At 61.8% G+C, this 25,316-nt stretch carries 21 protein-coding genes; 4 read left to right on the forward strand and 17 right to left on the reverse strand.

What is annotated here, in order from left to right; all coding sequences use genetic code 11:
- Positions 1–49: 49 nt before the first annotated feature.
- On the reverse strand, positions 50–1,324 hold the full coding sequence (locus tag ASG55_RS14305) for an Hsp70 family protein (RefSeq protein WP_016771898.1): 1,275 nt from the start codon (positions 1,322–1,324) through the stop codon (positions 50–52).
- 290 nt (positions 1,325–1,614) lie between these two features.
- Between ASG55_RS14305 and ASG55_RS14310 the strand changes: the two genes are divergently transcribed.
- The 3 genes from ASG55_RS14310 (at position 1,615) to ASG55_RS14320 (ending at position 4,492) form a co-directional block, all read left to right on the forward strand.
- Positions 1,615–2,559, forward strand: coding sequence for a DnaJ C-terminal domain-containing protein (locus tag ASG55_RS14310; protein ID WP_056787619.1), 945 nt, complete (start codon positions 1,615–1,617; stop codon positions 2,557–2,559).
- Between the two features lie 23 nt (positions 2,560–2,582).
- The gene (locus tag ASG55_RS14315; protein WP_016771896.1) at positions 2,583–2,888 is read left to right on the forward strand and encodes a chaperone modulator CbpM; all 306 of its coding nucleotides are present in this window, start codon (positions 2,583–2,585) and stop codon (positions 2,886–2,888) included.
- 203 nt (positions 2,889–3,091) lie between these two features.
- Entirely contained in the window at positions 3,092–4,492 is a 1,401-nt protein-coding gene (locus ASG55_RS14320) for an SET domain-containing protein (RefSeq protein WP_056787622.1), read from the forward strand.
- A 60-nt stretch (positions 4,493–4,552) separates the two neighbouring features.
- Here the strand turns inward: ASG55_RS14320 and ureC are convergent, their stop codons facing one another.
- The 11 genes from ureC to urtA all read right to left on the reverse strand — a co-directional run bounded on the left by ureC (position 4,553) and on the right by urtA (position 14,858).
- The gene (gene ureC, locus ASG55_RS14325; protein ID WP_056787624.1) at positions 4,553–6,253 is read right to left on the reverse strand and encodes an urease subunit alpha; all 1,701 of its coding nucleotides are present in this window, start codon (positions 6,251–6,253) and stop codon (positions 4,553–4,555) included.
- A gap of 139 nt (positions 6,254–6,392) precedes the next feature.
- Positions 6,393–6,698, reverse strand: a complete 306-nt coding sequence (locus ASG55_RS14330; protein ID WP_024011400.1) for an urease subunit beta — start codon at positions 6,696–6,698, stop codon at positions 6,393–6,395.
- Positions 6,695–7,231 carry a GNAT family N-acetyltransferase gene (locus tag ASG55_RS14335; RefSeq protein ID WP_056787627.1) on the reverse strand — a complete coding sequence of 179 codons (537 nt, stop codon included), beginning with the start codon at positions 7,229–7,231 and terminating at the stop codon, positions 6,695–6,697. The genes ASG55_RS14330 and ASG55_RS14335 overlap by 4 nt, the downstream gene beginning before the upstream one ends.
- Before the next feature lie 5 nt (positions 7,232–7,236).
- The gene (locus tag ASG55_RS14340; RefSeq protein ID WP_056787630.1) at positions 7,237–7,770 is read right to left on the reverse strand and encodes a GNAT family N-acetyltransferase; all 534 of its coding nucleotides are present in this window, start codon (positions 7,768–7,770) and stop codon (positions 7,237–7,239) included.
- Positions 7,771–7,779: 9 nt separating this feature from the next.
- The gene (ureA, locus tag ASG55_RS14345) at positions 7,780–8,082 is read right to left on the reverse strand and encodes an urease subunit gamma (RefSeq protein ID WP_003221215.1); all 303 of its coding nucleotides are present in this window, start codon (positions 8,080–8,082) and stop codon (positions 7,780–7,782) included.
- 156 nt (positions 8,083–8,238) lie between these two features.
- Positions 8,239–9,078, reverse strand: a complete 840-nt coding sequence (locus tag ASG55_RS14350; protein ID WP_056787633.1) for an urease accessory protein UreD — start codon at positions 9,076–9,078, stop codon at positions 8,239–8,241.
- A gap of 43 nt (positions 9,079–9,121) precedes the next feature.
- The gene (gene urtE, locus ASG55_RS14355) at positions 9,122–9,820 is read right to left on the reverse strand and encodes an urea ABC transporter ATP-binding subunit UrtE (protein WP_056787636.1); all 699 of its coding nucleotides are present in this window, start codon (positions 9,818–9,820) and stop codon (positions 9,122–9,124) included.
- Positions 9,821–9,929: 109 nt separating this feature from the next.
- Positions 9,930–10,799 (reverse strand): urea ABC transporter ATP-binding protein UrtD, encoded by an 870-nt coding sequence (urtD, locus tag ASG55_RS14360; RefSeq protein ID WP_016771888.1) that lies wholly within the window; start codon positions 10,797–10,799, stop codon positions 9,930–9,932.
- Positions 10,796–11,875, reverse strand: coding sequence for an urea ABC transporter permease subunit UrtC (urtC, locus tag ASG55_RS14365; protein ID WP_056787639.1), 1,080 nt, complete (start codon positions 11,873–11,875; stop codon positions 10,796–10,798). The genes urtD and urtC overlap by 4 nt, the downstream gene beginning before the upstream one ends.
- Positions 11,875–13,377, reverse strand: coding sequence for an urea ABC transporter permease subunit UrtB (urtB, locus tag ASG55_RS14370; RefSeq protein WP_056787641.1), 1,503 nt, complete (start codon positions 13,375–13,377; stop codon positions 11,875–11,877). Before urtB ends, urtC begins: the two co-directional genes overlap by 1 nt.
- 215 nt (positions 13,378–13,592) lie before the next feature.
- Positions 13,593–14,858 carry an urea ABC transporter substrate-binding protein gene (gene urtA / locus ASG55_RS14375; RefSeq protein WP_056787644.1) on the reverse strand — a complete coding sequence of 422 codons (1,266 nt, stop codon included), beginning with the start codon at positions 14,856–14,858 and terminating at the stop codon, positions 13,593–13,595.
- 300 nt (positions 14,859–15,158) lie between these two features.
- Between urtA and ASG55_RS14380 the strand changes: the two genes are divergently transcribed.
- Positions 15,159–20,027, forward strand: a complete 4,869-nt coding sequence (locus tag ASG55_RS14380) for a DUF4329 domain-containing protein (RefSeq protein ID WP_162245416.1) — start codon at positions 15,159–15,161, stop codon at positions 20,025–20,027.
- Positions 20,028–20,078: 51 nt separating this feature from the next.
- On the opposite strand, the gene ASG55_RS14385 is transcribed toward ASG55_RS14380, so the two are convergent.
- The 5 genes from ASG55_RS14385 to ASG55_RS14405 all read right to left on the reverse strand — a co-directional run bounded on the left by ASG55_RS14385 (position 20,079) and on the right by ASG55_RS14405 (position 25,196).
- The gene (locus ASG55_RS14385) at positions 20,079–21,452 is read right to left on the reverse strand and encodes a PepSY-associated TM helix domain-containing protein (RefSeq protein ID WP_056787649.1); all 1,374 of its coding nucleotides are present in this window, start codon (positions 21,450–21,452) and stop codon (positions 20,079–20,081) included.
- 144 nt (positions 21,453–21,596) lie between these two features.
- Complete coding sequence (locus ASG55_RS14390; RefSeq protein WP_056787652.1) at positions 21,597–23,717, reverse strand: TonB-dependent copper receptor; 2,121 nt, start codon at positions 23,715–23,717, stop codon at positions 21,597–21,599.
- Between the two features lie 84 nt (positions 23,718–23,801).
- Complete coding sequence (locus ASG55_RS14395; protein ID WP_056787655.1) at positions 23,802–24,248, reverse strand: DUF2946 domain-containing protein; 447 nt, start codon at positions 24,246–24,248, stop codon at positions 23,802–23,804.
- A 21-nt stretch (positions 24,249–24,269) separates the two neighbouring features.
- Positions 24,270–24,749, reverse strand: coding sequence for a copper chaperone PCu(A)C (locus ASG55_RS14400; RefSeq protein WP_056787657.1), 480 nt, complete (start codon positions 24,747–24,749; stop codon positions 24,270–24,272).
- A gap of 48 nt (positions 24,750–24,797) precedes the next feature.
- Positions 24,798–25,196, reverse strand: coding sequence for a DUF2946 domain-containing protein (locus ASG55_RS14405; protein WP_024011410.1), 399 nt, complete (start codon positions 25,194–25,196; stop codon positions 24,798–24,800).
- Between the last annotated feature and the right edge of the window lie 120 nt (positions 25,197–25,316).

Raw genomic sequence — 25,316 nt, forward strand, 5'->3', positions numbered from 1 at the left:
CCACAGGATAAATCCCCTCGCCACGAAGGCTCTTCGCCACAGATTGTGATCAGGCCATCGAACCGTAACGCTTCATCGCTTCAATCGCCAAACCGCTACCAATGCTGCCAAAGATGTTGCCTTCGACATGCCGGGCGTTCGGCAGCATTGCCGAGACGCTGTTGCGCAGGGCCGGGATGCCGCTCGAACCTCCAGTGAAGAACACCGTGTCGACCTGATCGACCGCCACGCCAGCGTCATTCAACAACTGCGTAACGCTGCCGCGCACACGCTCCAGCAAAGCCTCGATCGCCGATTCGAACAACGCGCGGCTCAGCTCGACGCTCAGCCCGGCTTCGATGCGGTCCAGCGGCACATGGCGGCTGTCGGCGTGGGTCAGCTGGATCTTGGTTTCTTCCACTTCCATCGCCAGCCAGTGCCCGGCGCGCTGTTCGATCAGCTTGAACAGGCGATCAATACCGCCGGTGTCTTCGATGTCGTAGCGCATGCTGCCCAGCGCCAGCGTGGACTTCTGCGAGTACACCGAGTTGATCGTGTGCCAGGTCGCCAGGTTCATGTGGTGGCTGGTTGGCATGTACGCGCCGCTCTTCATCCGGCTGCCGTAGCCGAACAGCGGCATCAGGCCTTGCAGACTCAGCTGTTTGTCGAAGTCGGTCCCGCCGATGTGCACGCCGCCGGTGGCGAGGATGTCATCGTGACGGTTGTCGAGACCACGACGCTCGGGCGACAGGCGCACCAGCGAGAAGTCGGAGGTACCACCGCCGATGTCGACGATCAGTACCAGCTCTTCTTTCTCGATGGTCGACTCGTAGTCGAACGCTGCCGCGATCGGTTCGTACTGGAACGACACGTCCTTGAAACCGATTTTGCGCGCCACTTCGACCAGCGTGTCTTCGGCCTCCTGGTCGGCGAGCGGATCGTCGTCGACGAAGAACACCGGACGGCCCAGCACCACTTGCTCGAATTCCCGACCGGCGGCGGTTTCGGCGCGGCTCTTGAGCTGGCCGATGAACAGCCCGAGCAGGTCCTTGAACGGCATCGCCGTGCCGAGGACGCTGGTATCGTGTTTGATCAGCTTGGAGCCGAGCAGGCTTTTCAACGAGCGCATCAGCCGGCCTTCGTAGCCTTCCAGATACTCGTGCAGGGCCAGGCGACCGTAGACCGGGCGACGTTCCTCGATGTTGAAGAAGACCACCGACGGCAGGGTGATCTTGTCGTCTTCCAGCGCGATCATGGTGTCCATGCCGGGGCGCAGCCAGCCGACGGTGGAGTTGGACGTGCCGAAGTCGATGCCGCAGGCACGGGCTGGAGAGGCGTCTTTCATGTCTTTCGGTTTCCGGTCAAAAAAACGGCCGCGCAGTGTATGTCAGTGCGCGGCAGATTCGAAGGCCGGTCATCCGCTATTTCGCCACCTGACAGTTGAAAACCACCGCATCGCCCCAAACTTGCTGGCATGGGCCGGCAGACACACCGGCGGTCGCAAGAACCGCCGTCCACTGCCGATAAACTTCTGCGGCGCCACCCGGTCACAAACTTGAGATCGGTCAACCCGGCACGTGCCAATCGGCGCATGCTGGTCTCGGCGCGAAATCGATAACGGATGGTGATCCTTCCATGGACTTCAAAGACTATTACAAGATACTCGGCGTGGAGCCGACAGCCGACGACAAGGCCATCAAGGCGGCCTATCGCAAGCTGGCGCGCAAATACCACCCCGATGTCAGCAAGGAAAAAGACGCCGAGGCCAAGTTCAAGGACGCCTCGGAAGCCTATGAAGCACTGAAAAGTGCCGACAAGCGCGCCGAATATGACGAACTGCGCCGTTATGGCCAGCACGGTCAGCCGTTCCAGGGCCCACCGGGCTGGCAGAGCCGTGGCGGCTTCGGTGGCGGCGGTGGCGACACAGGCGACTTCTCGGATTTCTTCAGTTCGATCTTCGGCAATCGCGGCCCCGGTTTCGGTGGCGCCGAGAGCCGCCAATCACGCGGACGCCGAGGGCAAGACGTGGAAATGGAACTGCCGGTCTTCCTCGAAGAAACCCTGTCGAACGAATCGAAAAAAGTCACCTTTCAGGTGCCGCAATACAACGCGCACGGCCAACACGTCAGTAACACCACCAAGAGCCTGAACGTGAAGATTCCGGCCGGCGTGACCGACGGCGAGCGGATTCGCCTGAAGGGCCAGGGCGCACCGGGCATCGGTGGCGGGGCGAATGGCGATCTGTACCTGACCATTCGTTTTGCGCCGCACCCGAAATTCGATGTCGAAGGCGAGAACCTGATCATCACCTTGCCCCTGGCTCCGTGGGAATTGGCATTGGGCACTGAAGTGGCCGTGCCGACCCTGACCGGCAAGATCAACCTCAAGGTCCCGGCCGGCAGCCAGAACGGCCAGCGCATGCGCGCCAAGGGCCATGGCCTGCTGAACAAGGCCGGCGAACGCGGTTATCTGTTCGTGCAGCTCAAGGCCGTGATGCCCAAAGCCTCCGACGATGAGGTCAAGGCGCTGTGGCAGGAACTGGCGAAGAAAGCCGCATTCAATCCGCGAGAGAACTTCTGAACCCGACGACGGAGTAGCCCATCATGAGCAGCCCCCTGATCGTTCAACTGGACCTGGCAGAATTCTGTGAGGCGGCCGACTTGTCGGACGTCTACGTGATCGAAATCGTCGAGCACGGCATCCTCGAACCTCAGGGCGCGCAGCCCCGGGAATGGCGTTTCACCGACTACGAATTGGCCTTGGCCAAGCGTGCGGCGAAGCTGCGCCGTGATCTGGAACTGGAGTGGGAAGGCGTGGCGCTGGCGCTGGATCTGCTGGATGAGGTGAAGCAGTTGCGCGCCGAGAACCGCATGTTGCGCCAGCGGTTGGGGCGGTTGGTGGTCGAATAAGTTGTTTGAGGCGATGAGGTCTGATCCGGCCTCATCGCGAGTCGGCCCGCTTGTGCCGGGTTAGTGTTTGCGAGTGTTTCACCCGGTATGAACCGGCAGGATGGTCTGATAGTTTTCCGGGCACATGTTGGCAATGGATGCCGACGGTCGTAGCGCCAGCCAGGCCGGCCAGCGCTGCGCAATCTTTGCAAGGAAGCCTGTCAATGCCAGTCAGACCCAAGCCGCCCAAGCCGGGCGCAGTCGATATCACCACCCCTGGGCGCACATCCCGGGATTCCGCCACGCACGGTATCGAATCACCGCACCTGACCCCCGGTCCGTTCATTCGCAAGACCCCGCCCGATACCAGCGAACCCGGCAATAGCACGCAGCAAATGGAAACTGCAGTTGCCCCGCACAGCGTGCACGTCGACCCGACGCCGTCTACATCTGGTCCCGTCCCGAAGCTTAAAACCTCGGCTCTGGAGCGTTACCTGATTGCCTCGACAGCCCCTCTACCGCAAGCGGACATTGACGGGTTTCGCGTATTCAAAGGACGCCAATACGCGGACCTGCAGGGTGGTGGTACGGTGCTGATCGGCGTCGATGCCGAGACCGGTCTGCATCGGGCCAGATTGTCCAGCGAGCTGCAGCCGTCCGGCCCTGTGCTTGCCTACGATCCGTTGAACAAGCACTGGTACGCGCTTGAAGAGTCCAGCGCGTCGCCGGACGCTGCCGCTGTCCCGGGCAAAAGCCGCAGGGTGGCGCGCCAGAGCGATGAAGACTACGAGTCTGCCGTTGAAGAGCTGTCCGACGATGTCGGTGCGGCGCAGGAACACTTCTATCTGGCATCCGAGTCGATGCCCGTCAAACCCTTCACCGCTGACGAATTGCGTGCGATGCGCAGCGAAACGCGGTTTTCGTTCCTTGCCAATCGGCCCGGGGTCTACGACCGTGCCAATAACGGCAAATACCCATTCCGGGACATGGCCGGCCGGCCTGTCAGGATAAAGAAGCTCCAGACCCTGGCGCGTTTCGAAGACGGCAGCCGTTATACCTCCGAGCAGATCAAGCCTTACATCAAGTTTGGCGCCTACGAGCATGTCGCGCGGTTGTATGAAGAAAAGCTGCAATGGCGATTGTTCACCGAGGCCGACATGACGGTGCCCGGAGAGCAGGCCCTGGTCGGCCAGTCAATGGTGGTCGCCAACCGGCGCATCACCCGAGGCGAGGTGGTCGGTGTCTATGCTGGCGCGATCATGCCGGGACGTCTTGTGCCGCTGCCCCAGCAGTCATACACCATGAAGGTCGGCGTCCGTTATCAGCCGGGACCTGGATATTTGATCCCCTACGAATTCGCGCTGGTCGGTGACACGATTATTTCCCGGATCAACACGCGCTTTTGGTATGACGCCACGGGCAAGCCGGTTCGTCAGGCTACGGAGGGTTACAACGTCGAGTTCGTACCGTTCGATGTCGAAGCGCAACAGTGGATAGGCAAGGAACTGGTCACCCGCGACTTCATTCTCAACGCCATCTTCGCTACTGAAGACATTCCGGCGGGAACCGAGTTACGCATCGATTACAACTACAGCGATGCGGACATCGCGAAACTGTTCCCGTGATTGCCTGAGCGATCGCGACTGAATACGGACCTGCGCGTCCGTATTCAGCGCACGCCTTCATCAGAACAGAAAATAGCGCTGCGCCATCGGCAGCGTTTCCGCCGGTTCGCACCACAGCAACACGCCATCGGCCTTGACCTGATAGGTCTGCGGATCGACGTCGATGTTCGGCAGATAGTCATTGTGGATCAGGTCGGTTTTCTGCACGTCGCGGCAGCCCTTCACCACAGCGATCTGCTTCTTCAATCCCAAGGCTTCTGGCAATCCGGCCTCCTGCGCCGCCTGGCTGATAAAGGTCAGGCTGGTGGCGTGCAGCGAGCCGCCGTAGCTGGCGAACATCGGGCGGTAATGCACCGGTTGCGGTGTTGGAATCGAAGCGTTGGCGTCGCCCATCAGGCTGGCGGCAATCGCGCCGCCCTTGAGAATCAGCGTCGGCTTGACACCAAAGAACGCTGGACGCCAGAGCACCAGATCGGCCCACTTGCCGACTTCGATCGAGCCGACTTCATGGCTGATGCCGTGGGTAATCGCCGGGTTGATGGTGTACTTGGCGATGTAGCGTTTGGCGCGGAAGTTATCGTTGCCTGCGCCGTCCTGTGGCAGCGGGCCGCGCTGTTTTTTCATCTTGTCGGCGGTCTGCCAGGTGCGCGTGATGACTTCGCCGACGCGGCCCATGGCCTGACTGTCGGAGCTGATCATCGAGAACGCGCCGAGGTCGTGGAGGATGTCTTCGGCGGCTATGGTTTCGCGGCGGATCCGGCTTTCGGCGAAGGCGACGTCTTCGGCAATGCTCGGGTCGAGGTGGTGGCAGACCATCAGCATGTCGAGGTGTTCGTCGATGGTGTTGCGGGTGAACGGCCGGGTCGGGTTGGTCGAACTCGGCAGCACGTTGGGGAAACCGCAGGCCTTGATGATGTCCGGCGCGTGGCCGCCACCGGCACCTTCGGTGTGATAGGTGTGGATGGTGCGGCCCTTGAACGCGCCGAGGGTGGTTTCGACGAAACCGGATTCGTTGAGGGTGTCGGTGTGGATCGCCACCTGCACATCGTACTGGTCGGCGACGTTGAGGCAGTTGTCGATGCTCGCCGGGGTGGTGCCCCAGTCTTCGTGCAGCTTGAGGCCGATGGCGCCGGCCTTGACCTGTTCGATCAACGGCTCCGGCAGGCTGGCGTTGCCCTTACCGGTCAGACCGATGTTCATCGGGAAGGCATCGGCGGCCTGGAGCATGCGCGCCAGATGCCACGGGCCGGAGGTGCAGGTGGTGGCGTTGGTGCCGGTGGCCGGCCCGGTGCCGCCGCCGATCATGGTGGTGACGCCGCTCATCAGCGCTTCTTCGATCTGCTGCGGGCAGATGAAGTGGATATGCGTGTCGATGCCGCCAGCGGTGAGGATCATGCCTTCGCCGGCAATCACTTCGGTGCCGGCGCCGATGGCGATGGTCACATTGGGCTGCACGTCGGGGTTGCCGGCCTTGCCGATCGCGGCGATGCGCCCGTCCTTGAGGCCGACGTCGGCCTTGACGATGCCCCAGTGGTCGATGATCAGCGCGTTGGTGATCAGCGTGTCGACCACTTCGGCGGCGAGCAATTGGCTCTGGCCCTGGCCGTCGCGGATGACTTTGCCGCCACCGAACTTCACTTCCTCGCCGTAGGTGGTGAAGTCCTTCTCGACTTCGATCCACAGCTCGGTATCGGCCAGGCGCACCTTGTCGCCGACGGTGGGGCCGAACATGTCGGCGTAGGCTTGTCTGGAGATTTTCATGGGCATGCCTTGAGATTCAATTGGGTCTGAAATCGCTCGCATTACTCGCTTTCGCGAGCAGGCTCGCTCCCACATTTGATCGCGTTCTCATGTGGGAGCGAGCCTGCTCGCGAAGGGGCCAGAGCGGGCACCGTGTTGTTTAGAGATCACCCATGATGCGGCCGGCAAAGCCGAACACCCGGCGATGCCCGGCGTAATCGACCAGCTCGACCTCACGGCTCTGGCCAGGCTCGAAGCGCACGGCGGTGCCGGCGGGGATGTTCAGGCGCATGCCGCGACTGGCGGCGCGATCGAAGGTCAGCGCGTCGTTGGTTTCGAAAAAGTGAAAGTGCGAACCGACCTGGATCGGCCGGTCACCGCTGTTGGCGACTTTCAGGCTCACGGTGCGGCGGCCGACGTTGAGTTCGATGTCGCCGGGCTGAATCTGGTATTGGCCAGGAATCATCGCTGGGCTCCTTGCAGGACTTTGTAATAGAGAGCGGTCGGGCGATAGCTGCCGTTGGGATCGCAGGCGTAATCGGGAATTTCGCCGGCGCGCACGTAGCCCAGCGCCTTGTAGAAATCTTCTGCCGGCGAGCCGGCCTCGGTGTCGAGATAGAGCATGCCGCGCTTGTGCTTGGGCGCTTCGAGTTCCAGCGCCTGCATCAGTTGCTGACCGAGACCGCGCCGACGCGCGTGTTCGCGCACCAGCAGTTTCTGCACTTCTGCGCGGTTCAGACCATTGGCCTTCTGGCACAGGCCCAGTTGCACGCTGGCCAGCACCTGCTCGTCCTTCACCACCACCCAGAGCAGCGTGCTGCCCTTGTTGATGTTGTCCTGCACCTCATCGAAATACGCGCGCGCCTGCGCGGCATCGAGGTCGGCCATAAAACCGACGCTGGCGCCGTAACCGACGGCGTCGAGCAGCAGATCGATCAGGCCCTGGCGATAGTGGGCAAAGCTCTCAGCGTTGACGCGGCGCAACTGGGCGGCGTTCATCGACATCACTCCTTGTGGTCACCCGGCGGCTGTGCGCCGGGATTGAGGTTCAACTGCATGAAGGTCAGATCGAGCCAGCGGCCGAACTTGGTGCCCACTTGCGGCATCTGCCCGGTGATGCTGAAACCGGCGCGCTGGTGCAGGCGGATCGAGGCAGCGTTGCCGCTTTCGATGGCGGCGACCATGACGTGTTTGCCGCAAGTGCGGGCGCGTTCGATCAGCGCCGTCATCAGTTGCGGGCCGAGGCCGTTGCCGCGTTGATCGCTGCGCACGTACACCGAGTGCTCGACGGTGTGGCGGAAACCGTCGAACGGCCGCCAGTCGCCGAACGAGGCGTAACCCAGCACTGCGTTTTCACGGTCGACGATCACCAGAATCGGGTACGCCTGCAACTGACGCGCGTCGAACCATGCCTGGCGATTGCCGAGGTCGACCGCTTGTTCGTTCCAGATCGCCGTGGTGTTGAGCACGGCGTCGTTGTAGATGTCGCGGATCGCCGGCAGGTCGGCCCGGCTCGCATCGCGAATGCTGTAAGTCATGGCGCGGCCTCAGACGATCGGCTGGTGAACGGTGACCAGTTTGGTGCCGTCGGGGAACGTCGCCTCGACCTGGATTTCCGGGATCATTTCCGGGATGCCTTCCATCACTTGTTCGCGGCTGAGCAGGGTGGTGCCGTAATGCATCAGCTCGGCCACGGTCTGGCCGTCGCGGGCACCCTCCAGCAGCGCGGCGGAGATGTAGGCCATGGCTTCCGGGTAGTTGAGTTTCACGCCACGGGCCAGCCGCCGCTCGGCGACGAGGCCGGCGGTGAAGATCAGCAGCTTGTCTTTTTCGCGTGGGGTCAGGTCCATGGTTCGGGTTCCATCAGGGCAGATTGAAAAATTATCTGATTGCGCACATCCCCTGTGGGAGCGAGCCTGCTCGCGAATACGGTTTCATATTCAGCGTATGGGGTGGCTGACATGACGCTTTCGCGAGCAGGCTCGCTCCCACAGTTGGAATGCATTTCAGGTGTTCCAGATTCGGGGGGGCAAAGCCTCGCGGCCCAGCAGCGCAGGCCTTAGCAATCGCCACAAATCAATCAGCCAGGCGCGCGCGAGTAACGCTTCACCGGCCAGGCACCGCGCCACCAGCAACCCCGGCAACTGGGTCAAATCCCCACGTACCTCATGCCCCAGCGAGCGGCAACGCTCCAGCAACTCGGCATCTATCTCACCGGTCACCAGCATCGTCGCAAACACCGGTTGCCCGTCCAGGCCGATCGGCGAATCGAGTAAACCGTCCGCACCGACAATGCGCTGCCGTTCATGCCAGAGCAACTGACCGTCGCGGCGGATGTCCAGGTGCGCCTGAAAATGCCCGAGGTCAAAACGCTCGCCGCTGGCCGGCCGACCGAGCGCCACCACGTCCCAGTAGAACAGCCGCGCATCGCCTTCAAGCTCGATCGTTGTGCTCAAATCGGCCTGCGCGGCGCTGTAGACGATGGTTTCCTGCGGCAGCCATTCCAGGGTCGCGCCGGCAGCGACTTGCAAGTCGAGCTGCTGATAAGCCGGCCCGCCCGCGCGATACCACTTGGCGGCGCCGGGGCTGGTGATTTGCGCCCAGGCGTTGTGTTCGACGCGCGCGCTCATATCGAGCCGATCACCACCGGCAATTCCGCCCGGTGGATGGACGATGATGTGCTGGCAGACCTCGGGGCCTTCGGCGTACAGATGCTTTTGCACGCGCAGCGGGCCGAGGTGACGGCGCATGACCGGGCGCGTGCAATCGCCGAAGCGCGCGTAAGCCAGTTCCAGCTCGGCGTGCCAGCTCGGGGTAAACAGGGCAGGTGAGGCAAGTGAATTCATGATTTGTGATTATCGTTAGGAAGCTACAGATTAGACCGGCGCGTTAGATCGTGACCAGCCCGCGTACACCTTCGGCCTCCATATTTTCACCGCGACCCTGCTGGACGATCTCGCCCCGCGACATCACCAGGTATTGATCGGCCAGTTCGGCGGCGAAATCGTAGAACTGCTCGACCAGCAGAATCGCCATGTCACCGCGCGCCGCGAGCTGCTTGATCACCGCGCCGATTTCCTTGATCACCGACGGTTGAATGCCTTCGGTGGGCTCATCGAGAATCAGCAGGCGCGGGCGGCTGGCCAGCGCCCGGCCGATTGCCAGTTGCTGTTGCTGACCGCCGGACAGATCACCGCCACGGCGCTGCTTCATTTGTAGCAGCACCGGGAACAATTCGTAGATGAAACCCGGGACTTCTTTGGCTTCGCTGCCGGGAAAACGCGACAGGCCCATCAACAGATTCTCTTCCACCGTCAGACGCCCGAAGATCTCACGGCCCTGCGGCACGTAGGCGATACCGGCATGCACACGCTGGTGCGGTTTGAACGTGGTGATCGGTTTGCCTTCCCAGTTGACCGCACCTTCCTTGGCCGGCAGCAGGCCCATCAGGCATTTGAGCAGGGTGGTCTTGCCCACGCCGTTACGGCCGAGCAGGCACGTGACTTCGCCGACTTTCACGTCAAAGCTCAGGCCGCGCAGGATGTGGCTACCGCCGTAGTACTGATGAAGTTGTTGGACTTGTAGCATCGGAACTCCGTTAGTTGGGCTTCAAGCCGCAAGCTGCAAGCAAGAGCAGTGCTGTTTATGACTTTGCTTTTACTTGCTGCTTGAAGCTTGTCGCTTGCAGCTGGCCGATTCATCGGCCGAGGTAGACCTCGATCACCCGCTCGTTTTCCTGCACTTGCTCAAGCGAGCCCTCGGCCAGCACGCTGCCCTGATGCAGCACCGTGACGTGGTCGGCAATCGAGCCGACGAAACCCATGTCGTGCTCGACCACCATCAACGAATGCTTGCCCGCCAGCGATTTGAACAGCTCAGCGGTGAACTCGGTTTCGGCGTCGGTCATGCCCGCCACCGGTTCGTCGAGCAGGAGCAGTTGTGGGTCCTGCATCAGCAACATGCCGATCTCGAGAAACTGCTTCTGGCCGTGGGACAGTAGGCCGGCCTGGCGATTGACCGAGGTGGTCAGGCGAATCGTCTCAAGCACTTCGCTGATGCGATCCTTCTGCTCGCCACTCAGGCGCGCACGCAAACTGGCCCACACCGACTTGTCGGTCTTCTGCGCCAGCTCCAGGTTTTCAAACACGCTCAAGGCTTCGAACACCGTCGGCTTCTGGAATTTGCGGCCGATGCCGGACTGGGCAATCTGCACTTCGCTCATCTGCGTCAGGTCCAGCGTTTCGCCGAACCAGGCTTTGCCGTGACTCGGCCGAGTCTTGCCGGTGATCACGTCCATCAGCGTGGTCTTGCCCGCGCCGTTGGGGCCGATGATGCAGCGCAGTTCGCCGACGCCGATGTACAGGTTGAGATTGTTCAGCGCACGGAAGCCGTCGAAGCTGACGCTGATGTCTTCCAAAGTCAGGATCGTGCCGTGACGCGTATCGAGGCCGGGGCCGACGCGCTGGCCGAGGCCGATCGAGTCGCGGCTGGTGCCTTCGTCCTTGTTCGGTTCCACGGGAAAGAACGCAGGTTCCAGCATGAATTCAGCACTCGCTGTGACTCTCATTGTTCACCTCGTTTCTTCAGCAAACCGATCACGCCCTTGGGCAGGTACAACGTCACGACGATGAACAGCGCGCCGAGGAAGAACAGCCAGTATTCCGGGAAGGCCACGGTGAACCAGCTCTTCATGCCGTTGACCACGCCGGCGCCGAGCAGCGGCCCGATCAGCGTGCCGCGCCCGCCAAGGGCGACCCACACCGCCGCTTCGATCGAGTTGGTCGGCGACATTTCGCTGGGGTTGATGATGCCCACTTGTGGCACGTACAGCGCTCCGGCGAGACCGCACAGCACCGCACTCAGCACCCAGACGAACAGCTTGAAACCGCGCGGGTCGTAGCCGCAGAACATCAAACGGTTTTCCGCATCACGCAACGCCGTCAGCACCCGACCGAACTTGCTTTGCGCCAGGCGCCAGCCGATGAACAGGCTCGCCACCAGCAACAACACCGTGGCCAGAAACAGCACCGCGCGGGTGCCCGGTTCGGTGATGCCGAAACCGAGAATCGTGCGGAAATTGGTGAAACCGTTGTTGCCGCCAAACCCGGTCTCGTTGCGGAAAAACAGAAGCATGCCGGCGAAGGTCAGGGCCTGGGTCATGATCGAGAAATACACGCCCTTGATCCGCGAACGGAAGGCGAAGAAGCCGAACACCAGCGCCAGCAACCCCGGCGCCAGCACCACCAGACACATGGCCCAGAGGAAGCTGCTGGTGCCGGTCCAGTACCACGGCAATTCGCTCCACGACAGGAAAGTCATGAACGCTGGCAAGCCATCGCCGGCCGCCTGCCGCATCAGGTACATGCCCATCGCGTACCCGCCGAGGGCGAAGAACAGACCGTGGCCCAGCGACAGCAGGCCGGCATAGCCCCAGACCAGATCCAGCGCCAGGGCGACGATGGCGTAGCAGAGGATTTTGCCGACCAGGGTCAGCGTGTAGGCCGAGACGTGCAGGGCATTGTCTGGCGACAACAATGAGAGCAGCGGCAGAACGATCAGCAGCGCGAGGATCACCCCGCCGACCGCGAGCGTGACTTTCGGCCCGGCCTTTTGTGTGGCCGTGACTAACAGAGGCTGGTTCATCAGTCGATCACCCGTCCTTTCAGTGCGAAGAGGCCTTGCGGACGTTTCTGAATGAACAGAATGATCAGCGCGAGGATCAGGATCTTGCCGAGCACCGCACCGATCTGCGGTTCGAGAATCTTGTTGGCGATGCCCAGGCCAAACGCCGCGAGCACGCTACCGGCCAGTTGGCCGACGCCGCCGAGCACCACCACCAGAAACGAGTCGATGATGTAGCTCTGGCCAAGGTCGGGACCGACGTTGCCGATCTGGCTCAGCGCCACGCCGCCCAAGCCGGCGATGCCCGAACCGAGGCCGAAGGCGAGCATGTCGACGCGCCCGGTCGGCACGCCGCAGCAGGCGGCCATGTTGCGGTTCTGAGTGACGGCGCGCACGTTGAGGCCGAGGCGGGTCTTGTTCAGCAGCAGCCAGGTCAGCACCACCACGAACAATGCGAAAGCGATGATGACGATGCGGTTGTACGGCAGCACCAGATTGGGCAGCACTTGAATGCCGCCGGACAGCCATGCCGGATTTGCTACTTCTACGTTCTGCGCGCCGAACACCAACCGTACGAGCTGGATCAGCATCAGGCTGATGCCCCAGGTCGCGAGCAGGGTTTCCAGTGGCCGACCGTAAAGGTGGCGGATGACTGTGCGCTCCAGGGCCATGCCGATGGCGGCGGTGACGAAAAACGCTACCGGCAGCGCGATCAGCGGATAAAACTCGATGGCTTGCGGCGCGTAACGCTGGAACATCAACTGCACCACGTAGGTCGAGTAGGCGCCGAGCATCAGCATCTCGCCGTGCGCCATGTTGATCACCCCGAGCAGGCCGAAGGTGATCGCCAGGCCGAGGGCCGCGAGCAGCAGAATCGAGCCCAGCGACATGCCGCTGAAGGCCTGGCCGAGCACTTCGCCGATCAGCAGCTTGCGCTTGACCTGAGCGAGGCTGGTTTCGGCGGCGGTGCGCACGCCGGCATCGCTTTCCACCCCGGGCTCGAGCAGGCCTTCGAGGCGTGTGCGTGCCAGCGGGTCGCCGGTTTCACCGAGCAGACGTACCGCCGCGAGGCGCACCGCCGGGTCGCTGTCGACCAGTTGCAGATTGGCCAGCGCCAGGCTCAAGGCGGCATGCACGCTTTGATCTTTTTCCCCAGCGAGTTGCCGGTCGAGAAATTTCAGCTGCGCGGGTTTCGCGCTTTTCTGCAATTGCTGCGCGGCGCCCAGACGGATCTTGCTGTCAGCGGCGAGCAATTGATGGCTGGCCATTGCGGTGTCGATCAGACCCCGCAGGCGATTGTTCAGGCGCAGGGTTTTCGCTTGGCCGTCGATCGTCAGTTCGCCTTGTTGCAGGGCGTTGAGCAATTCGATACGCGCCGGATCGGGCTGCGCGGCCCAGGCTTCCAGCAGTTTGGCCTGTTGCATCGGGTTAGCCGCGACAAAGTCTTCGGCGTCGCCGGCGTGGGCCAGGAGTGGCAGCAACAGTGCTATGGCGAGAAGTACGCGGTGTATGGCAGTGGGCATTAGTGGTGTCCTGTTCAACCGCCCCCTCACCCTAACCCTCTCCCGGAGGGAGAGGGGACTGACCGAGGTGTCTGGACGATGTGCTGCGACCTGCGAACTCGAGTCGAACTCAGGGTCTGAAGAGCATGAAGATCGGCTCCCTTTCCCCCTCTCCCTGAGGGAGAGGGCTGGGGTGAGGGGGAAGTCTCATGCTCGCCTCAAAAACTGAATTCGCCTCAGTTGCTCTTCACCGCATAATCCGGCTTCTTGTCGTTGCCCTGAATGAACGGGCTCCATGGTTGCGCGCGGATCGGGCCTTCGGTCTGCCACACGACGTTGAACTGCCCGTCGCTCTGGATTTCGCCGATCATCACGGGCTTGTGCAGGTGGTGATTGGTTTTGTCCATGGTCAACGTGTAACCGGACGGCGCAGCAAAGGTCTGCCCGGCCAGTGCTTCACGAACCTTGTCGACGTCAGTGGATTTGGCTTTCTCGACCGCCTGCGCCCACATGTGGATGCCGACGTAGGTGGCTTCCATCGGGTCGTTGGTCACGGCTTTATCGGCGCCAGGCAGATTGTGTTTCTTCGCATAGGCTTTCCAGTCCGCGACGAATTTCTTGTTCGCAGGATTTTCCACCGACTCGAAGTAGTTCCACGCCGCGAGGTTGCCCACCAGCGGTTTGGTGTCGATGCCGCGCAGTTCTTCTTCGCCGACCGAGAACGCCACCACCGGTACGTCGGTGGCTTTCAGGCCCTGGTTGGCCAGCTCTTTATAGAACGGCACGTTGGAGTCGCCGTTGACGGTGGAAATGACGGCAGTCTTGCCGCCGGCGGAGAATTTTTTGATGTTGGCAACGATGGTCTGGTAATCGCTGTGACCGAACGGCGTGTAGACCTCTTCGATGTCTTTGTCGGCCACGCCTTTGGAATGCAGGAACGCGCGCAGGATCTTGTTGGTGGTGCGCGGGTAGACGTAGTCGGTGCCGAGCAGGAAGTAGCGCTTGGCGCTGCCGCCTTCTTCGCTCATCAGGTATTCAACGGCGGGGATCGCTTGCTGGTTCGGCGCGGCGCCGGTGTAGAAGACGTTCGGCGACATCTCTTCGCCTTCGTACTGCACCGGGTAGAACAGCAGACCGTTGAGCTCTTCGAACACCGGCAGTACCGATTTGCGCGACACCGACGTCCAGCAACCGAACACCACCGCGACCTTGTCCTGGGTCAGCAGCTGTCGGCCCTTTTCAGCGAACAGCGGCCAGTTGGAAGCGGGGTCGACCACCACCGGCTCGAGCATCTTGCCGTTCACACCGCCCTTGGCGTTGATCTCGTCGATGGTCATCAGCGCCATGTCCTTGAGCGATGTTTCGGAGATCGCCATGGTCCCGGACAACGAATGCAGAATCCCGACCTTGATGGTCTCGGCGGCCTGGACAGTCCAGGTCATGCCCATCGCGGCAATGGATGCCGTGAGTGTGAAAGCCTTGATCAAACTGCGACGCTTCATTGTGCGATCTCCATGAACATTCGATTTTTTCTGGTTGGCAGATGCGGACGACTGAAGCTGTGTTTTGCAAAGGCTGTGCCCGGTCGCGTTCAGGCAAGAAAATGTCGTGCCAGAGCGCTTGCGTGCTGAATGCGTGCACCAGGAGGGGACGGCAGGCGGCCGATGGTGCGTCGAGTTGCGCCAGATTGGGGCGCCCGCTGGCACTCAGATGCGGATACAAAAGCGATAACCCTGTACCACAGCTCGAGAAAACCGACGGGCCACACTCAGTTGCTCATCCGATTCTCAGCGCAGGTTTTTATGAGTCATGTCTCAGGCCGATCCGGTCGTACCGCAAGTTCTTCAGCAACGTTCAAGCTGCCCCCACTGAGCCCGGCTTTTCTGACTGAAGAAGACGCCGCCTATTGGGTGCACACACGAATTCCACTCAACCCGGACAAAGAGTACGGCAGCGTGATCCTGCTGCGACCGGACGGGAAATTCCTCGCCACCTCTCCCATCGCAGGTGAAGCCACCCACTTCGACTTCGGCACGATTGTGCAGACCGATGCCCTTGGCGGCATGCTCCATCCGCTGGGCTACCGATGTATCGCCAGCGTACACAGCCATCCGCCGCTACATGACCAGTTCCGCAATGGCAATCGGCGTCAGGATGAAACCCTGCTCAGGCTGTTCATGAGCTTCTATTCAGGCGGCGATTTCATTGGCGATGTGTCGGCGCGGGATTTTTTCCGCAGCGCTTACCTTTCAGGCCCGGATGGCAGCTTGCTCAAATACGTCTCGAGCGGCTCGCCCGAGGAGCGCGACTACTTCCTCTGGCAGCAATCCGGCGGGCCGGCCGGGCATCCGGCGGGGGCCTATGACGTGATGGCGGTGATCAACAGGCTGGCGACCGTGGGTGAACTCAAAGTCATTGTTTCGAATGCCGACTGGGGCTACTCGGTGGGGCGTGTACCTGCGGACTGGAAGGTCGGCGCGTCGTTTTCAAAGGGTGCGGTCACCGACCTGCCGCTGATGACCCGGGTATGCGTCAATGCCGAACGCGCCGTGCTTGCCGCCTTGAAATCCAGAGGCGCACAGACGACGGGCCTGATATTGAAAAAATTGATTGGCGAGGAGTATGTCGCCACCCATGCGCGCCCGGCCGGACTGGCTGCATGGGATCCTGAGCGAATATTTCCGGTTGATGCCCAAGGGCAATTGCAGCTGCCGAGGGGTTATTTGCTGAAGGGTTTCTACTTCGCCTCGCGGCCCGACCCTGCGCAGTTTCCACCCGCTCAGCCGTGGCTCTACGAGAACTTCTTCACGCCCCGGGAGATCGCCGTCGCTATCGAAGCGAATGCCCGCAGCAAACATCTGGCGAAAGCGGGACATGCGTTGTCGCTGTACATGCGGGCGCAGGATCATGCGATGTTGAAGTACCGCTTCAGCGGCGATTCGATCGAAGCGGCACTGAGCGTTACGCAGTCGGACGGCACGGTCGGTGACAATGGAGTGCAGGCAAGGCTGTTGGCCGGCACACTGGATACCCGCGCATTTGTCTCGATGCTGGTACTGGCCGGGACCCTGGAGGTCGTGCGCGGCAGTGCGCTGTGGGCGCATCTGGGGCCGGTGGATCTGCAATGGCAACCCTTCGCGAACTTCCCCTGGCCGCGATTGAGCGACGCTTTTCTGTGCGCCGATGATGCCGCTCGTCATGCCCATGAACTCGCCGGCCTGCGCCGTGACAAACCGTACGCCGGGTATGTTTTTCAGCGCAGCGACAAGCGTTTCGTGGTGACCGAACCGTTGCCGGGAGATATCGACACGCTCAGTCAGGGCAGGCTTTATCCGATGGACAATCATGGGCGTCCGGTCTTTCCCGACGACCATGCGCTGCACGCCCGTTACGTCTCACACAAGGCGCTGTCACAACTGTTGCCGGTGGATACGGAGCTTTTTGGCTGGGCGTATCAGGAAGCGGCTGTGAGCTTGCAGATGTTGAGTGTGGCGGAGGTCAGGCAAGTCCTGCTCGACGAGATTGCCTTGTATGTCAGCGCGGCGCCGGACAGTCTCGTCAGGTATGAGGTCATCGGATCTGCGGGCTCCACGGAATTGGCTCGGCGCCTGGGCACGCGCCAGCATCCGGGCGCCCTGGCGCTGGAACTGGACAGCGGCCGTAAACGCCCGCAGGACTTCATACGTGAACAGGCAGCGGCCGGACGTTTAACGGTTCTGATCGATAATGAACTGTGGGGCTATCGCGGGCGGGTGCCGGCTACCTGGTCGCTGCGCACCACGCCCGCGCCTTTGCCCGTGCCGCAGTTGCCGGTGGTGCAACTGCCGCCGCTTCTGTATCCCCAGCCGGACAGAGACAAGCCGATCCTGCCCAAACCCACGCCACTCCCGCAGCCGCAAATACCGTTGCCGCCGCTGACGTTGCCGTTGCCCTGGAAGCGCCTGGAAGGTGTGGCATTCGGCGCGATTTTTCCCTCGGCGGATGAGGCAGCACGGGATCGATGCATGGGGGACTTTCGTCCACAGGGCGAAACGCGCGCGTACTTCGGCTTCATTCTCAGGCACAAGAGCCGGCCAGAGTATGTGGCTACCGAGCTGGTGCCCGTCAGTGATCAAGGCAAAAATCTGTTCAGGCTCGATTCGGTTTTCGCCGACCTGCCCTCAGAGCCCTGGCATGCGTTGCCCGAGGGCTTCGAACTGCACGGCAATTTCTACGCATCGCAACGTGCCGGTGATCCGACGAAAAGTCCGGATGACTGGCTGGCGCATTACTTCATCTCGCCGGACCACCTGACAGCCTCGATGTATTACGGCGGCCGGCGCCCGGTCATGGTGTCGGACGCTCCCGCAGCGCTTTATATCGCCGTGCGCGATGGTGCTTTGCTCAAATATGTGTGGAGCAAGTCCAGCAAACTATTTCATGACGCCTCGTCCCAGCGCACGCTTGAACAGATCAAAAGCGATCTGGCCGCTGGCAACCGTCTACCGACCGACTTTATCCATGAGGTCGCCAGCAGCGGCGAGCTCTCCGTCATGCGCACCGGTCTGTGCTGGGACCGGACGGGGCAGATCAATGTCACCTGGCAACCGTACGCAAATCTCGAACGGCGCAGGCTCGGTCCGGTTTTTCAGACAGCTGACGACGCGGCCGTCCACGCCAGGACACTCGTGCCTCTGGTGACCGACCGAGTGCATGGCGGGCTGATTCTGGAGACGGTCGACAAGCGCTACGTTGCCACAGTGCCTGTTGAAGTCAGCCATGAGGATTTCGATTTCACCGATATCTGCCCTGAGGAAAGTCGCGCCGCCGGATTGTTTCCTGCGGGTTGTCGCATCGTGGCGCGGTACCGCTCGCGCGTCGCCCAAGAGGTGTCGTTGGTCTTGGCGCCTGTGCAAAAGCAGGTGTACCAGAACGTGTTTTCGGTCGAGGTGCTGGAGTCGGCGTTCAACAAACGCGGCATCAAAGAGGAATACCGGGTGGCGGCGGACGGTTCGCTGGTTCGCTATACACCCGCCCCACGGGATGAGTACCTGTTCTGTCCGGATGGCGCGGTGATTGGCTATCGGCCGCAAGCCGAAATGCTTTCGCAGCTGCTTGATCAGGGCGAGCGGCTGTCCGTCGTCGATGCAAAAGCGATAAGACAGCGCTTGCGCGATCGGCAATTGAAACCCGTCGAATGGGTGAACGATCTGGCCAGGGCCGGACGTCTGTGGGTGGTCGCCGCAAGCGCGATCTGGGGGCAACCGCGCCAGATTATCCAGTGGGCACCATACTCCGGGGATCTGTTGCCGGCCGCCGATTATGATAAGGCGTTGAGCCGCCCGGTCGGCAGCCCGCTGTTCATCCAGGCAGACGCTGCCGTGCGGTACGCTCATCAATTCTCCTCGAGCAGAGATACGCAGACCTTCGGCTACGTTTTGAACGGCCCTGAAGACCTGTTGGTGTCCACTCTGCCAGTTGCGGTGCAGCGTTCGGGGTTGGCGCTGGATCGGGTTTTCGAACAGGGCAAGCTGCCGTCAGGTTTCAGTCTGAGCGCCATTTATTTGCGAGCAGCCCTGCCACCTCTGGGCGCGCGGCCGGACGATATGCGGCACTTTTTTCTGCTGCCCAACGATGTCCAGGCAGCCTGCGCATGGGCCAACACGCCCCAGGGGTACCGGCCGATCTACTTCTCCTGCGCCGATGGCGCGTTGTTGAAATTGCAACTGCATGCATTCGAGCCCGGCACTTTCTACGATGAGTTCGGGCAAGTGCAACTGCGCCCCAATGCCTTTGTGTCGAAGGTGGAAGCGGCGGTCGATGAGCGGGGCATTGCCAGCGGTACGTTCAGATTTGTCGACTATGTCCAACGGATGGCTCATGCCGGCCGACTTGAGGTAATTGAAACGAGTGAATACTGGTCGCGGCATGGTCAGGTGGATGAACACTGGCAGCCACGGCTGACCGAGGTGTCCAGTGAGCAACGCTGGCGCGAGCATCCGGCGCCAGCGCTGGGACCTGTCTTTCATCATCCCGATGATGCCGCCTGCCATGTTCATGGACGGGTAGCCGGCCAGGCGGTAATAGGCACCGGTTATGAGAGTGCGATTCTGGCGAACCCGTCCAGCCGTCGCTTCGTTCCGCTTGAGCCGATCGTGTATTTGGCCAACGAGGACAATCCGCTGTTGCGCATACTGCGTACCGTCGCGGATCCGGCTGTCAGTTGGCGCGATCCGGCGCCGCGTTATCCCGAGGGTTACTCGGTGATGGCCACCCATCAATTGCATGTCTCGGGCAACACCACGCTGGCGGCGGACGTGGATCAGGTCTATGCCAATTACGCTGCGCCTTCGCTGGTGCATGCGCACACCCATGCACCCACGGAAAAAGGCCTGCATATCCTGCACTACTACTATTCAACGCCGCACGATGTGCTGCTCAAGTACACACCTGTGTATTCAAGGGCGGAAAGAGATCTGTTGCTGACCCGCTCAGCCACTTTCGAGGGCGGACGCTGGATCAGCCGGCTGAGCCCTGGAGAGTTTCTTTCGCGGCTTATGGCGCTGGGTGAGTTTCGGGTGCTGATCGGCGGTTATTACTGGCGCCAGACCGGCCGCATGAACACTACCTGGCGAAGCCGTCGTCAGCAGACCCCGACACCCGGAACCGTGCGCTTGCGCGACGAGTTGTAAGTGAAATGAATGAACAGGCGTGGGCCGCCGCAACGGCCCGCGCCCGTCACATCAACGCTGCACCTGCGCGGAACGCTCGCCAAGTCGGGGCACGAGAAACCGGTCGAGCAACCAGACCACCACCAGCGACGCCCCCACCAGCGGAAACACCACCGCCAGCACCAGCATGATCGCCACGCCGGTTTTCCACTTCGGCAGGTCATGGCGCAGCGGCGGCACACCGAATTTGCCTTCAGGCCGACGCTTCCACCAGATCACCACGCCGCTGACGGCGCTGAGCAGAATCATCAGGCAGATCAGCAGCACGACAATCTGGTTGAAGGTGCCGAACATCTTGCCTTCGTGCAGCATCACGCCAATTTCCGTGGCGCGCGCGACGGTGCCGTAGTGCTCGAAGCGGACATCGGCGAGGACCTTGCCGGTGTACTGATCGACGTGCAGGGTGGCGTCGTTGCGTGGGTCATCGGCGAACACGGCAATGGTGAACACGCCGGTGGCGGTGGTCGGCAGGGTGATGCTGTAGCCCGGTTCAACCTTGCGTTCACTGGCGATGTTCTGCACGTCCTGCAGGCTGATCGCGGGTGCTGCGGGGCCGGCATGGGCATTGCCGTGATTCATGTGTTCGGCGTGGTCGCCGGACATCGGCATCGGCGTATTTTCCATCGCCCATGGCACGGTCTGGCGGGTGGCGCTGTTGAGGCTGCGTGCCTCGATGTCGGAGGTCGGTACGTTGTCCCACATCGCTGCCGGAAACACATTCCACACTTGCGCGTATTGCTTGCCCCAGAAACCGGTCCAGGTCATGCCACTGAGCAACATCACCAGCAACAATGTCGCGCCCCAGAAACCGGTGACCGCATGCAGGTCGCGCCACAACACCCGACCGCGACTGCTCAGGCGCGGCCACAGAATGCCCGCCGCCTGACCACGCGGCCACCACAGGAACAGCCCCGAGACCACCAGCACCACGCCCCAGCCAGCGGCCATTTCGATCAGGCGATCGCCGACTGTGCCGATCATCAATTCGCCGTGGATCGCACGGGCGATGGCTTGCAGGTTCTGCTTGGCATCCTGCTCGCCGAGGATGTCACCGTGGTACGGATCGACGAACACGTTGAGTTCATGACCGGCGTTCTTCACCACGAATTGCGCGCTGCGCTCAGCATTCAACGGCGGCAGATACTGAGTGACCTGGCCTTGTGGATAAGCGCTTTTCACCCGTTGCAGCAAGTCATCGGCCGGCACCGTGTGGTGCCCGGCCGGTACTTCGAGCAGGCTGCTGTACATCAGCGAATCGAGCTGCGGTTTGAACAGATAAATGATCCCGGTCAGGGCCAGCATCACCATGAACGGCGCGACGAACAGCCCGGCATAGAAATGCCAGCGCCAGGCCAGGTTGTAGAAATTGGATTGAGGCTTTTGCATCACGTGTGCTCCGCTTGGCTTGGTTCTTTTCGTTGTCTGTTTACATGTGGGAGCGAGCCTGCTCGCGAAGCGGTTGTTCAGTCGATATCAATGCCGACCGTGGCGCCGTCTTCGCGAGCAGGCTCGCTCCTACATGGGTGGGTGTCAGAAACTCATATCCACTTTGGTCCAGAGCGTGCGCCCCGGTTCATTGAGCGCTTGCGGGTCGTTGGCCGGATAGCCGAAGCCGGCATTGCCGGCCAGATTCAGGTGTTCGGCGTAGGCTTTGCCGAACAGGTTGTCGACGCCGCTGCTGACCTTCCAGTGCTGGTTGATGCGGTACGCGCCGTTGAGCGAGAACACGCCGAAGCCCGAGCTCTGGGCGTAATCCTTGCCGACCACGTTGCCCTTGTTCGCGTCGATGCGGTGCTGCGCGGCGACCACTCGCCACAATGCGCCGGCGCTCCACTTGGCCTCGCTGTAGGTCAGGCCGAAGCGCGCATCCAGCGGCGGCATCTGCGGTAATGCCGAGCCGTCGCTGCTGTTCTTGCCCCAGGCATAGGCCAGGGTCGCATCGGCTTTCCAGTTGTCGGTCAGGTTGTAGGCAGCTCCGAGTTCGCCACCCATGATCCGCGCGTCGATGTTCTCGGCGCGCGAGGTGCTCATGCCCATCATTCCCGGCGTGTAGTCGAACAGGATGTAATCGCGTACCACACCGATGTAACCCGAGGCCCAGGCTTCGAGGTCGGCGCTCTTGTAGTTCACGCCGAAGTCGAACTGCGTGGTCTTTTCCGGTTTGATCGAGTCGAACGCGTTGACCGATCCTGCCGGGCCGGACTTGGGCGAAAACAACTCCCAGTAATCCGGGAAGCGTTGCGCGTGGCCGAGGCCTGCATAAAGCGTGGTCGGGCTGTCGGCCAGATCGTGTTCATAGCGCACGAAGCCACTGGGCAACGTGTCGGCGCGGCTGTCGTCGGCGGTCGGGTTGGGGCGGGACATCATCCCCGACCCTGTGGTTTGCCGATAATCCTTCGCCGAGGCGCGATCGACCCGAGCGCCAGTGATCAAGCGATCACGCTCGGCGGCGTACCAGGTCATTTCGCTGAACACGCCGTAATTGTGGAAATCGGCGTCCTTGCTGTATGGCAGGTCCTTGTAGGTATCGATGCCCATTGAGCTGCGCTGACGGTGCTCGTTGGTCTGTGCGTCGAGGCCGGTGATCAGCTGAACATCAGCCCAGCGCCAGGTTGCTTTGATCCGTGCACCGAGGGTACGACGGTCGACGTTTGACGCCATCGGTCCCGCCATCATGCCGGTGCCGGACGGGGTGCGCAGGGTGTAGTTGTCCATCACATGGTCGGCGTAGTTGTAGTAGACCTGCGCTTCCAGTTTTTCCAGCACCTCGCTGATGTTGGATTTTTCCAAGCGCAGACCGAGGCTCTCGCGCAGGAATTGCGAACCGTCCATGCCGCGCCCGGCATACCGCGCCTCGCCATCGCCCTTGCCGGCGGTGAGTTCGATCAGGGTGTCGGCATCCGGCGTCCAGCCCAGTGCGACATCGCCGTTCCACTTGTCGTAGCGCGAGGCGACGATGTCGTTGTTGCCGTCGCGATAGTCATCGGAATGCGCAGTGTTGCCGATCACCCGCACGTAACCCAGAGGACCGCCGGCAGCGGCGTCGACAACCTTGTCGAAACGCCCATGCGAGCCGGCCAGGAGGCTGGCGTTGACGCGCGTGCCGAGTTCGCCGAAGTTCTCCGGCTCACGGTCGAACAGCACCGTACCGGCCGATGCGCCCGGACCCCACAGGACGGTTTGCGGGCCTTTGATCACCGTGAGGCTGTCGTAGGTTTCCGGCGAGATGTACGAGGTCGGCGCGTCCATCCGTCCAGGGCAAGCGCCGAGCATCATGCTGCCGTTGGTGAGGATGTTCAGCCGCGAACCGAACATGCCGCGCAGCACCGGATCGCCGTTGGTGCCGCCATTGCGCACCAGAGCGAAGCCGGGAATGGTCTTCAGGTAATCGCCGCCGTCACTGGCCGGCACCGGTTGGCGCGGATCCTTGGGGTTGGTGACGATCGTCAATGGTGAGCTTGGAGCGATGGCAGTGATCACCGTCGGGCTCAGTTCATGTTCATGGCCGGCGTGAGCGTCGGCCAGCGCCAGCGGTGTCAGCAGTACGCCGCAAAGGACGGCAATAGCGTGCCTGCAACGAATCGGCGATTCATTCAGGGCAAAGTGCGCGCGGGCAGATTCCGCGCAGGGGACAGCAGTAAACCTGGACATGACAATTTCCATCGAACAGTCGTAAACACCACGGTCGGCAGCCTGGAGCTGTCTTCTCAACCGTGTGCAATCAGAGGTGTGTGTTTACGCGGCGATGGGCGGGGCGCGGGTGCGGGCCCCGGGGAAGAAGGGTTGGCGGGCATGGCCCAGACGCGGGGAGGGTGGGGTGAAGGTGTTGGGTGGCGGGATGTTGAAAGCGACGAAATCGCCGCCGCCGGTCAGCGCCGGGCAATTGAACAGCAGGCTGCAATAGCCGCACTTTTCCCACAGCACGTGATGCGAAGATTGCGGCGGGCAATGCTCGGCAGCAGGCTGGGCGTCATGGCCGCTGTGATCCATGCCGGGCATGTCCATCGACATGTCCATGCTCATTGGCATCGACGTCGAGGCGTGCTGATCCATCGGCATCGACTGAGAAATCAGTGGACCGATGAAGATCATCAACATGGCGAACAGGGCGATCCAGCTGCCACGCGTCAGCGCTTGAGTCTGACGGTGATGCGGGACGGGCCTGGCGCGCAACGGACGCATGGGCGAAGTCAGCCGAAACAGTTACTGAGCGTGCACGTGGCCCTGGGCGGATTCCGGCGGTTTCTTCTGCACGGCAACTTCAACGCTGACGTCACCTGCTTTTTCGAAATGCAGGGTCATCGGGAAGCGCTTGCCGTCGCTGAGCAGACTGCGATCGCTCGGGTTGAGCAGCATCACGTGATAAGCCATCGGCGCGAAGGTCACGGTGCCGCCGGCGGGGATTTGCACGCTTGGCACCTGCTGCATCTTCATCAGATCGCCCTGCATGACGTGCTCATGCAACTGCGCTTGTGCAGCGATGGGCGAGTCGACGCTGAGCAGGCGATCGGCGCTTTTGCCGGTGTTGTGAATGATGAAATAGGCGGCGACGGTCGGCGCATTCGGCGGCAGTTCCTGCGACCACGGATGGGCGATTTCCAGCGCACCCACCTTGTATTCGTGGGCATGGGCAAAGCACGCCGGCAACAACAGCGCAGCGAGGACGAAGAGTTTCTTCAACATGGCAGTTCTCCAGAACGATTTGAAACGCGGATTCAGGGCGCGAACCAATCAGACCAGAGGGGAGGCACGGGGATTGAGACTCGGCCATTGCTGGCGCGGCGTCGGGGTTTGCAGGGAGACGGGCGCAACGCTGCGGTTGCTTTCAAATTGCGCGAAATACAGCTGCGGCGAATGCCCCGGCAGCGCCAGCAATGGCGCCCCACCTGAGCAACACCAGCAGTGCTGCATGTTCGAATGGTTGTCGTTCTGCGGGGCCTTCTGATCCGTGGCACCGATGTCGATCGCCACCATCTTCATGCCGCTGCCGGTGCAGAAACTGCTCCACAGTATCTGCTCGGCCGGTGAACTGGCCGCCTGCGCCATCGCCCCGCTCAGCGGCATGGCGAGCATGTTGAACAGCACTGCAAAGCAGGCGATCCAGGCAAATGCTAACCGGCGTCGGTTCATGGGACAGGTCCGTTGGGTGGGCGATCAGGCGCGGCCCATTTAGCCTGATCAGGGCCGATAAGTAAAAAAGCGTCGTGCGGTTTGGTGTCGCATTGAGCTGTTAAAGGAGTGTAGCTACTT

The organism is Pseudomonas sp. Leaf434 (assembly GCF_001425545.1).
In the GTDB taxonomy this organism is placed as follows: Bacteria; Pseudomonadota; Gammaproteobacteria; order Pseudomonadales; family Pseudomonadaceae; genus Aquipseudomonas; species Aquipseudomonas siliginis.

Bases quoted from the DNA above. Each gene is read 5' to 3' on its own strand.
- ASG55_RS14305 (WP_016771898.1), bottom strand. From the start codon at position 1,324: ATGAAAGACGCCTCTCCAGCCCGTGCCTGCGGCATCGACTTCGGCACG.
- ASG55_RS14310 (WP_056787619.1), top strand. From the start codon at position 1,615: ATGGACTTCAAAGACTATTACAAGATACTCGGCGTGGAGCCGACAGCC.
- ASG55_RS14315 (WP_016771896.1), top strand. From the start codon at position 2,583: ATGAGCAGCCCCCTGATCGTTCAACTGGACCTGGCAGAATTCTGTGAG.
- ASG55_RS14320 (WP_056787622.1), top strand. From the start codon at position 3,092: ATGCCAGTCAGACCCAAGCCGCCCAAGCCGGGCGCAGTCGATATCACC.
- ureC (WP_056787624.1), bottom strand. From the start codon at position 6,253: ATGAAAATCTCCAGACAAGCCTACGCCGACATGTTCGGCCCCACCGTC.
- ASG55_RS14330 (WP_024011400.1), bottom strand. From the start codon at position 6,698: ATGATTCCTGGCCAATACCAGATTCAGCCCGGCGACATCGAACTCAAC.
- ASG55_RS14335 (WP_056787627.1), bottom strand. From the start codon at position 7,231: ATGAACGCCGCCCAGTTGCGCCGCGTCAACGCTGAGAGCTTTGCCCAC.
- ASG55_RS14340 (WP_056787630.1), bottom strand. From the start codon at position 7,770: ATGACTTACAGCATTCGCGATGCGAGCCGGGCCGACCTGCCGGCGATC.
- ureA (WP_003221215.1), bottom strand. From the start codon at position 8,082: ATGGACCTGACCCCACGCGAAAAAGACAAGCTGCTGATCTTCACCGCC.
- ASG55_RS14350 (WP_056787633.1), bottom strand. From the start codon at position 9,078: ATGAATTCACTTGCCTCACCTGCCCTGTTTACCCCGAGCTGGCACGCC.
- urtE (WP_056787636.1), bottom strand. From the start codon at position 9,820: ATGCTACAAGTCCAACAACTTCATCAGTACTACGGCGGTAGCCACATC.
- urtD (WP_016771888.1), bottom strand. From the start codon at position 10,799: ATGAGAGTCACAGCGAGTGCTGAATTCATGCTGGAACCTGCGTTCTTT.
- urtC (WP_056787639.1), bottom strand. From the start codon at position 11,875: ATGAACCAGCCTCTGTTAGTCACGGCCACACAAAAGGCCGGGCCGAAA.
- urtB (WP_056787641.1), bottom strand. From the start codon at position 13,377: ATGCCCACTGCCATACACCGCGTACTTCTCGCCATAGCACTGTTGCTG.
- urtA (WP_056787644.1), bottom strand. From the start codon at position 14,858: ATGAAGCGTCGCAGTTTGATCAAGGCTTTCACACTCACGGCATCCATT.
- ASG55_RS14380 (WP_162245416.1), top strand. From the start codon at position 15,159: ATGAGTCATGTCTCAGGCCGATCCGGTCGTACCGCAAGTTCTTCAGCA.
- ASG55_RS14385 (WP_056787649.1), bottom strand. From the start codon at position 21,452: ATGCAAAAGCCTCAATCCAATTTCTACAACCTGGCCTGGCGCTGGCAT.
- ASG55_RS14390 (WP_056787652.1), bottom strand. From the start codon at position 23,717: ATGTCCAGGTTTACTGCTGTCCCCTGCGCGGAATCTGCCCGCGCGCAC.
- ASG55_RS14395 (WP_056787655.1), bottom strand. From the start codon at position 24,248: ATGCGTCCGTTGCGCGCCAGGCCCGTCCCGCATCACCGTCAGACTCAA.
- ASG55_RS14400 (WP_056787657.1), bottom strand. From the start codon at position 24,749: ATGTTGAAGAAACTCTTCGTCCTCGCTGCGCTGTTGTTGCCGGCGTGC.
- ASG55_RS14405 (WP_024011410.1), bottom strand. From the start codon at position 25,196: ATGAACCGACGCCGGTTAGCATTTGCCTGGATCGCCTGCTTTGCAGTG.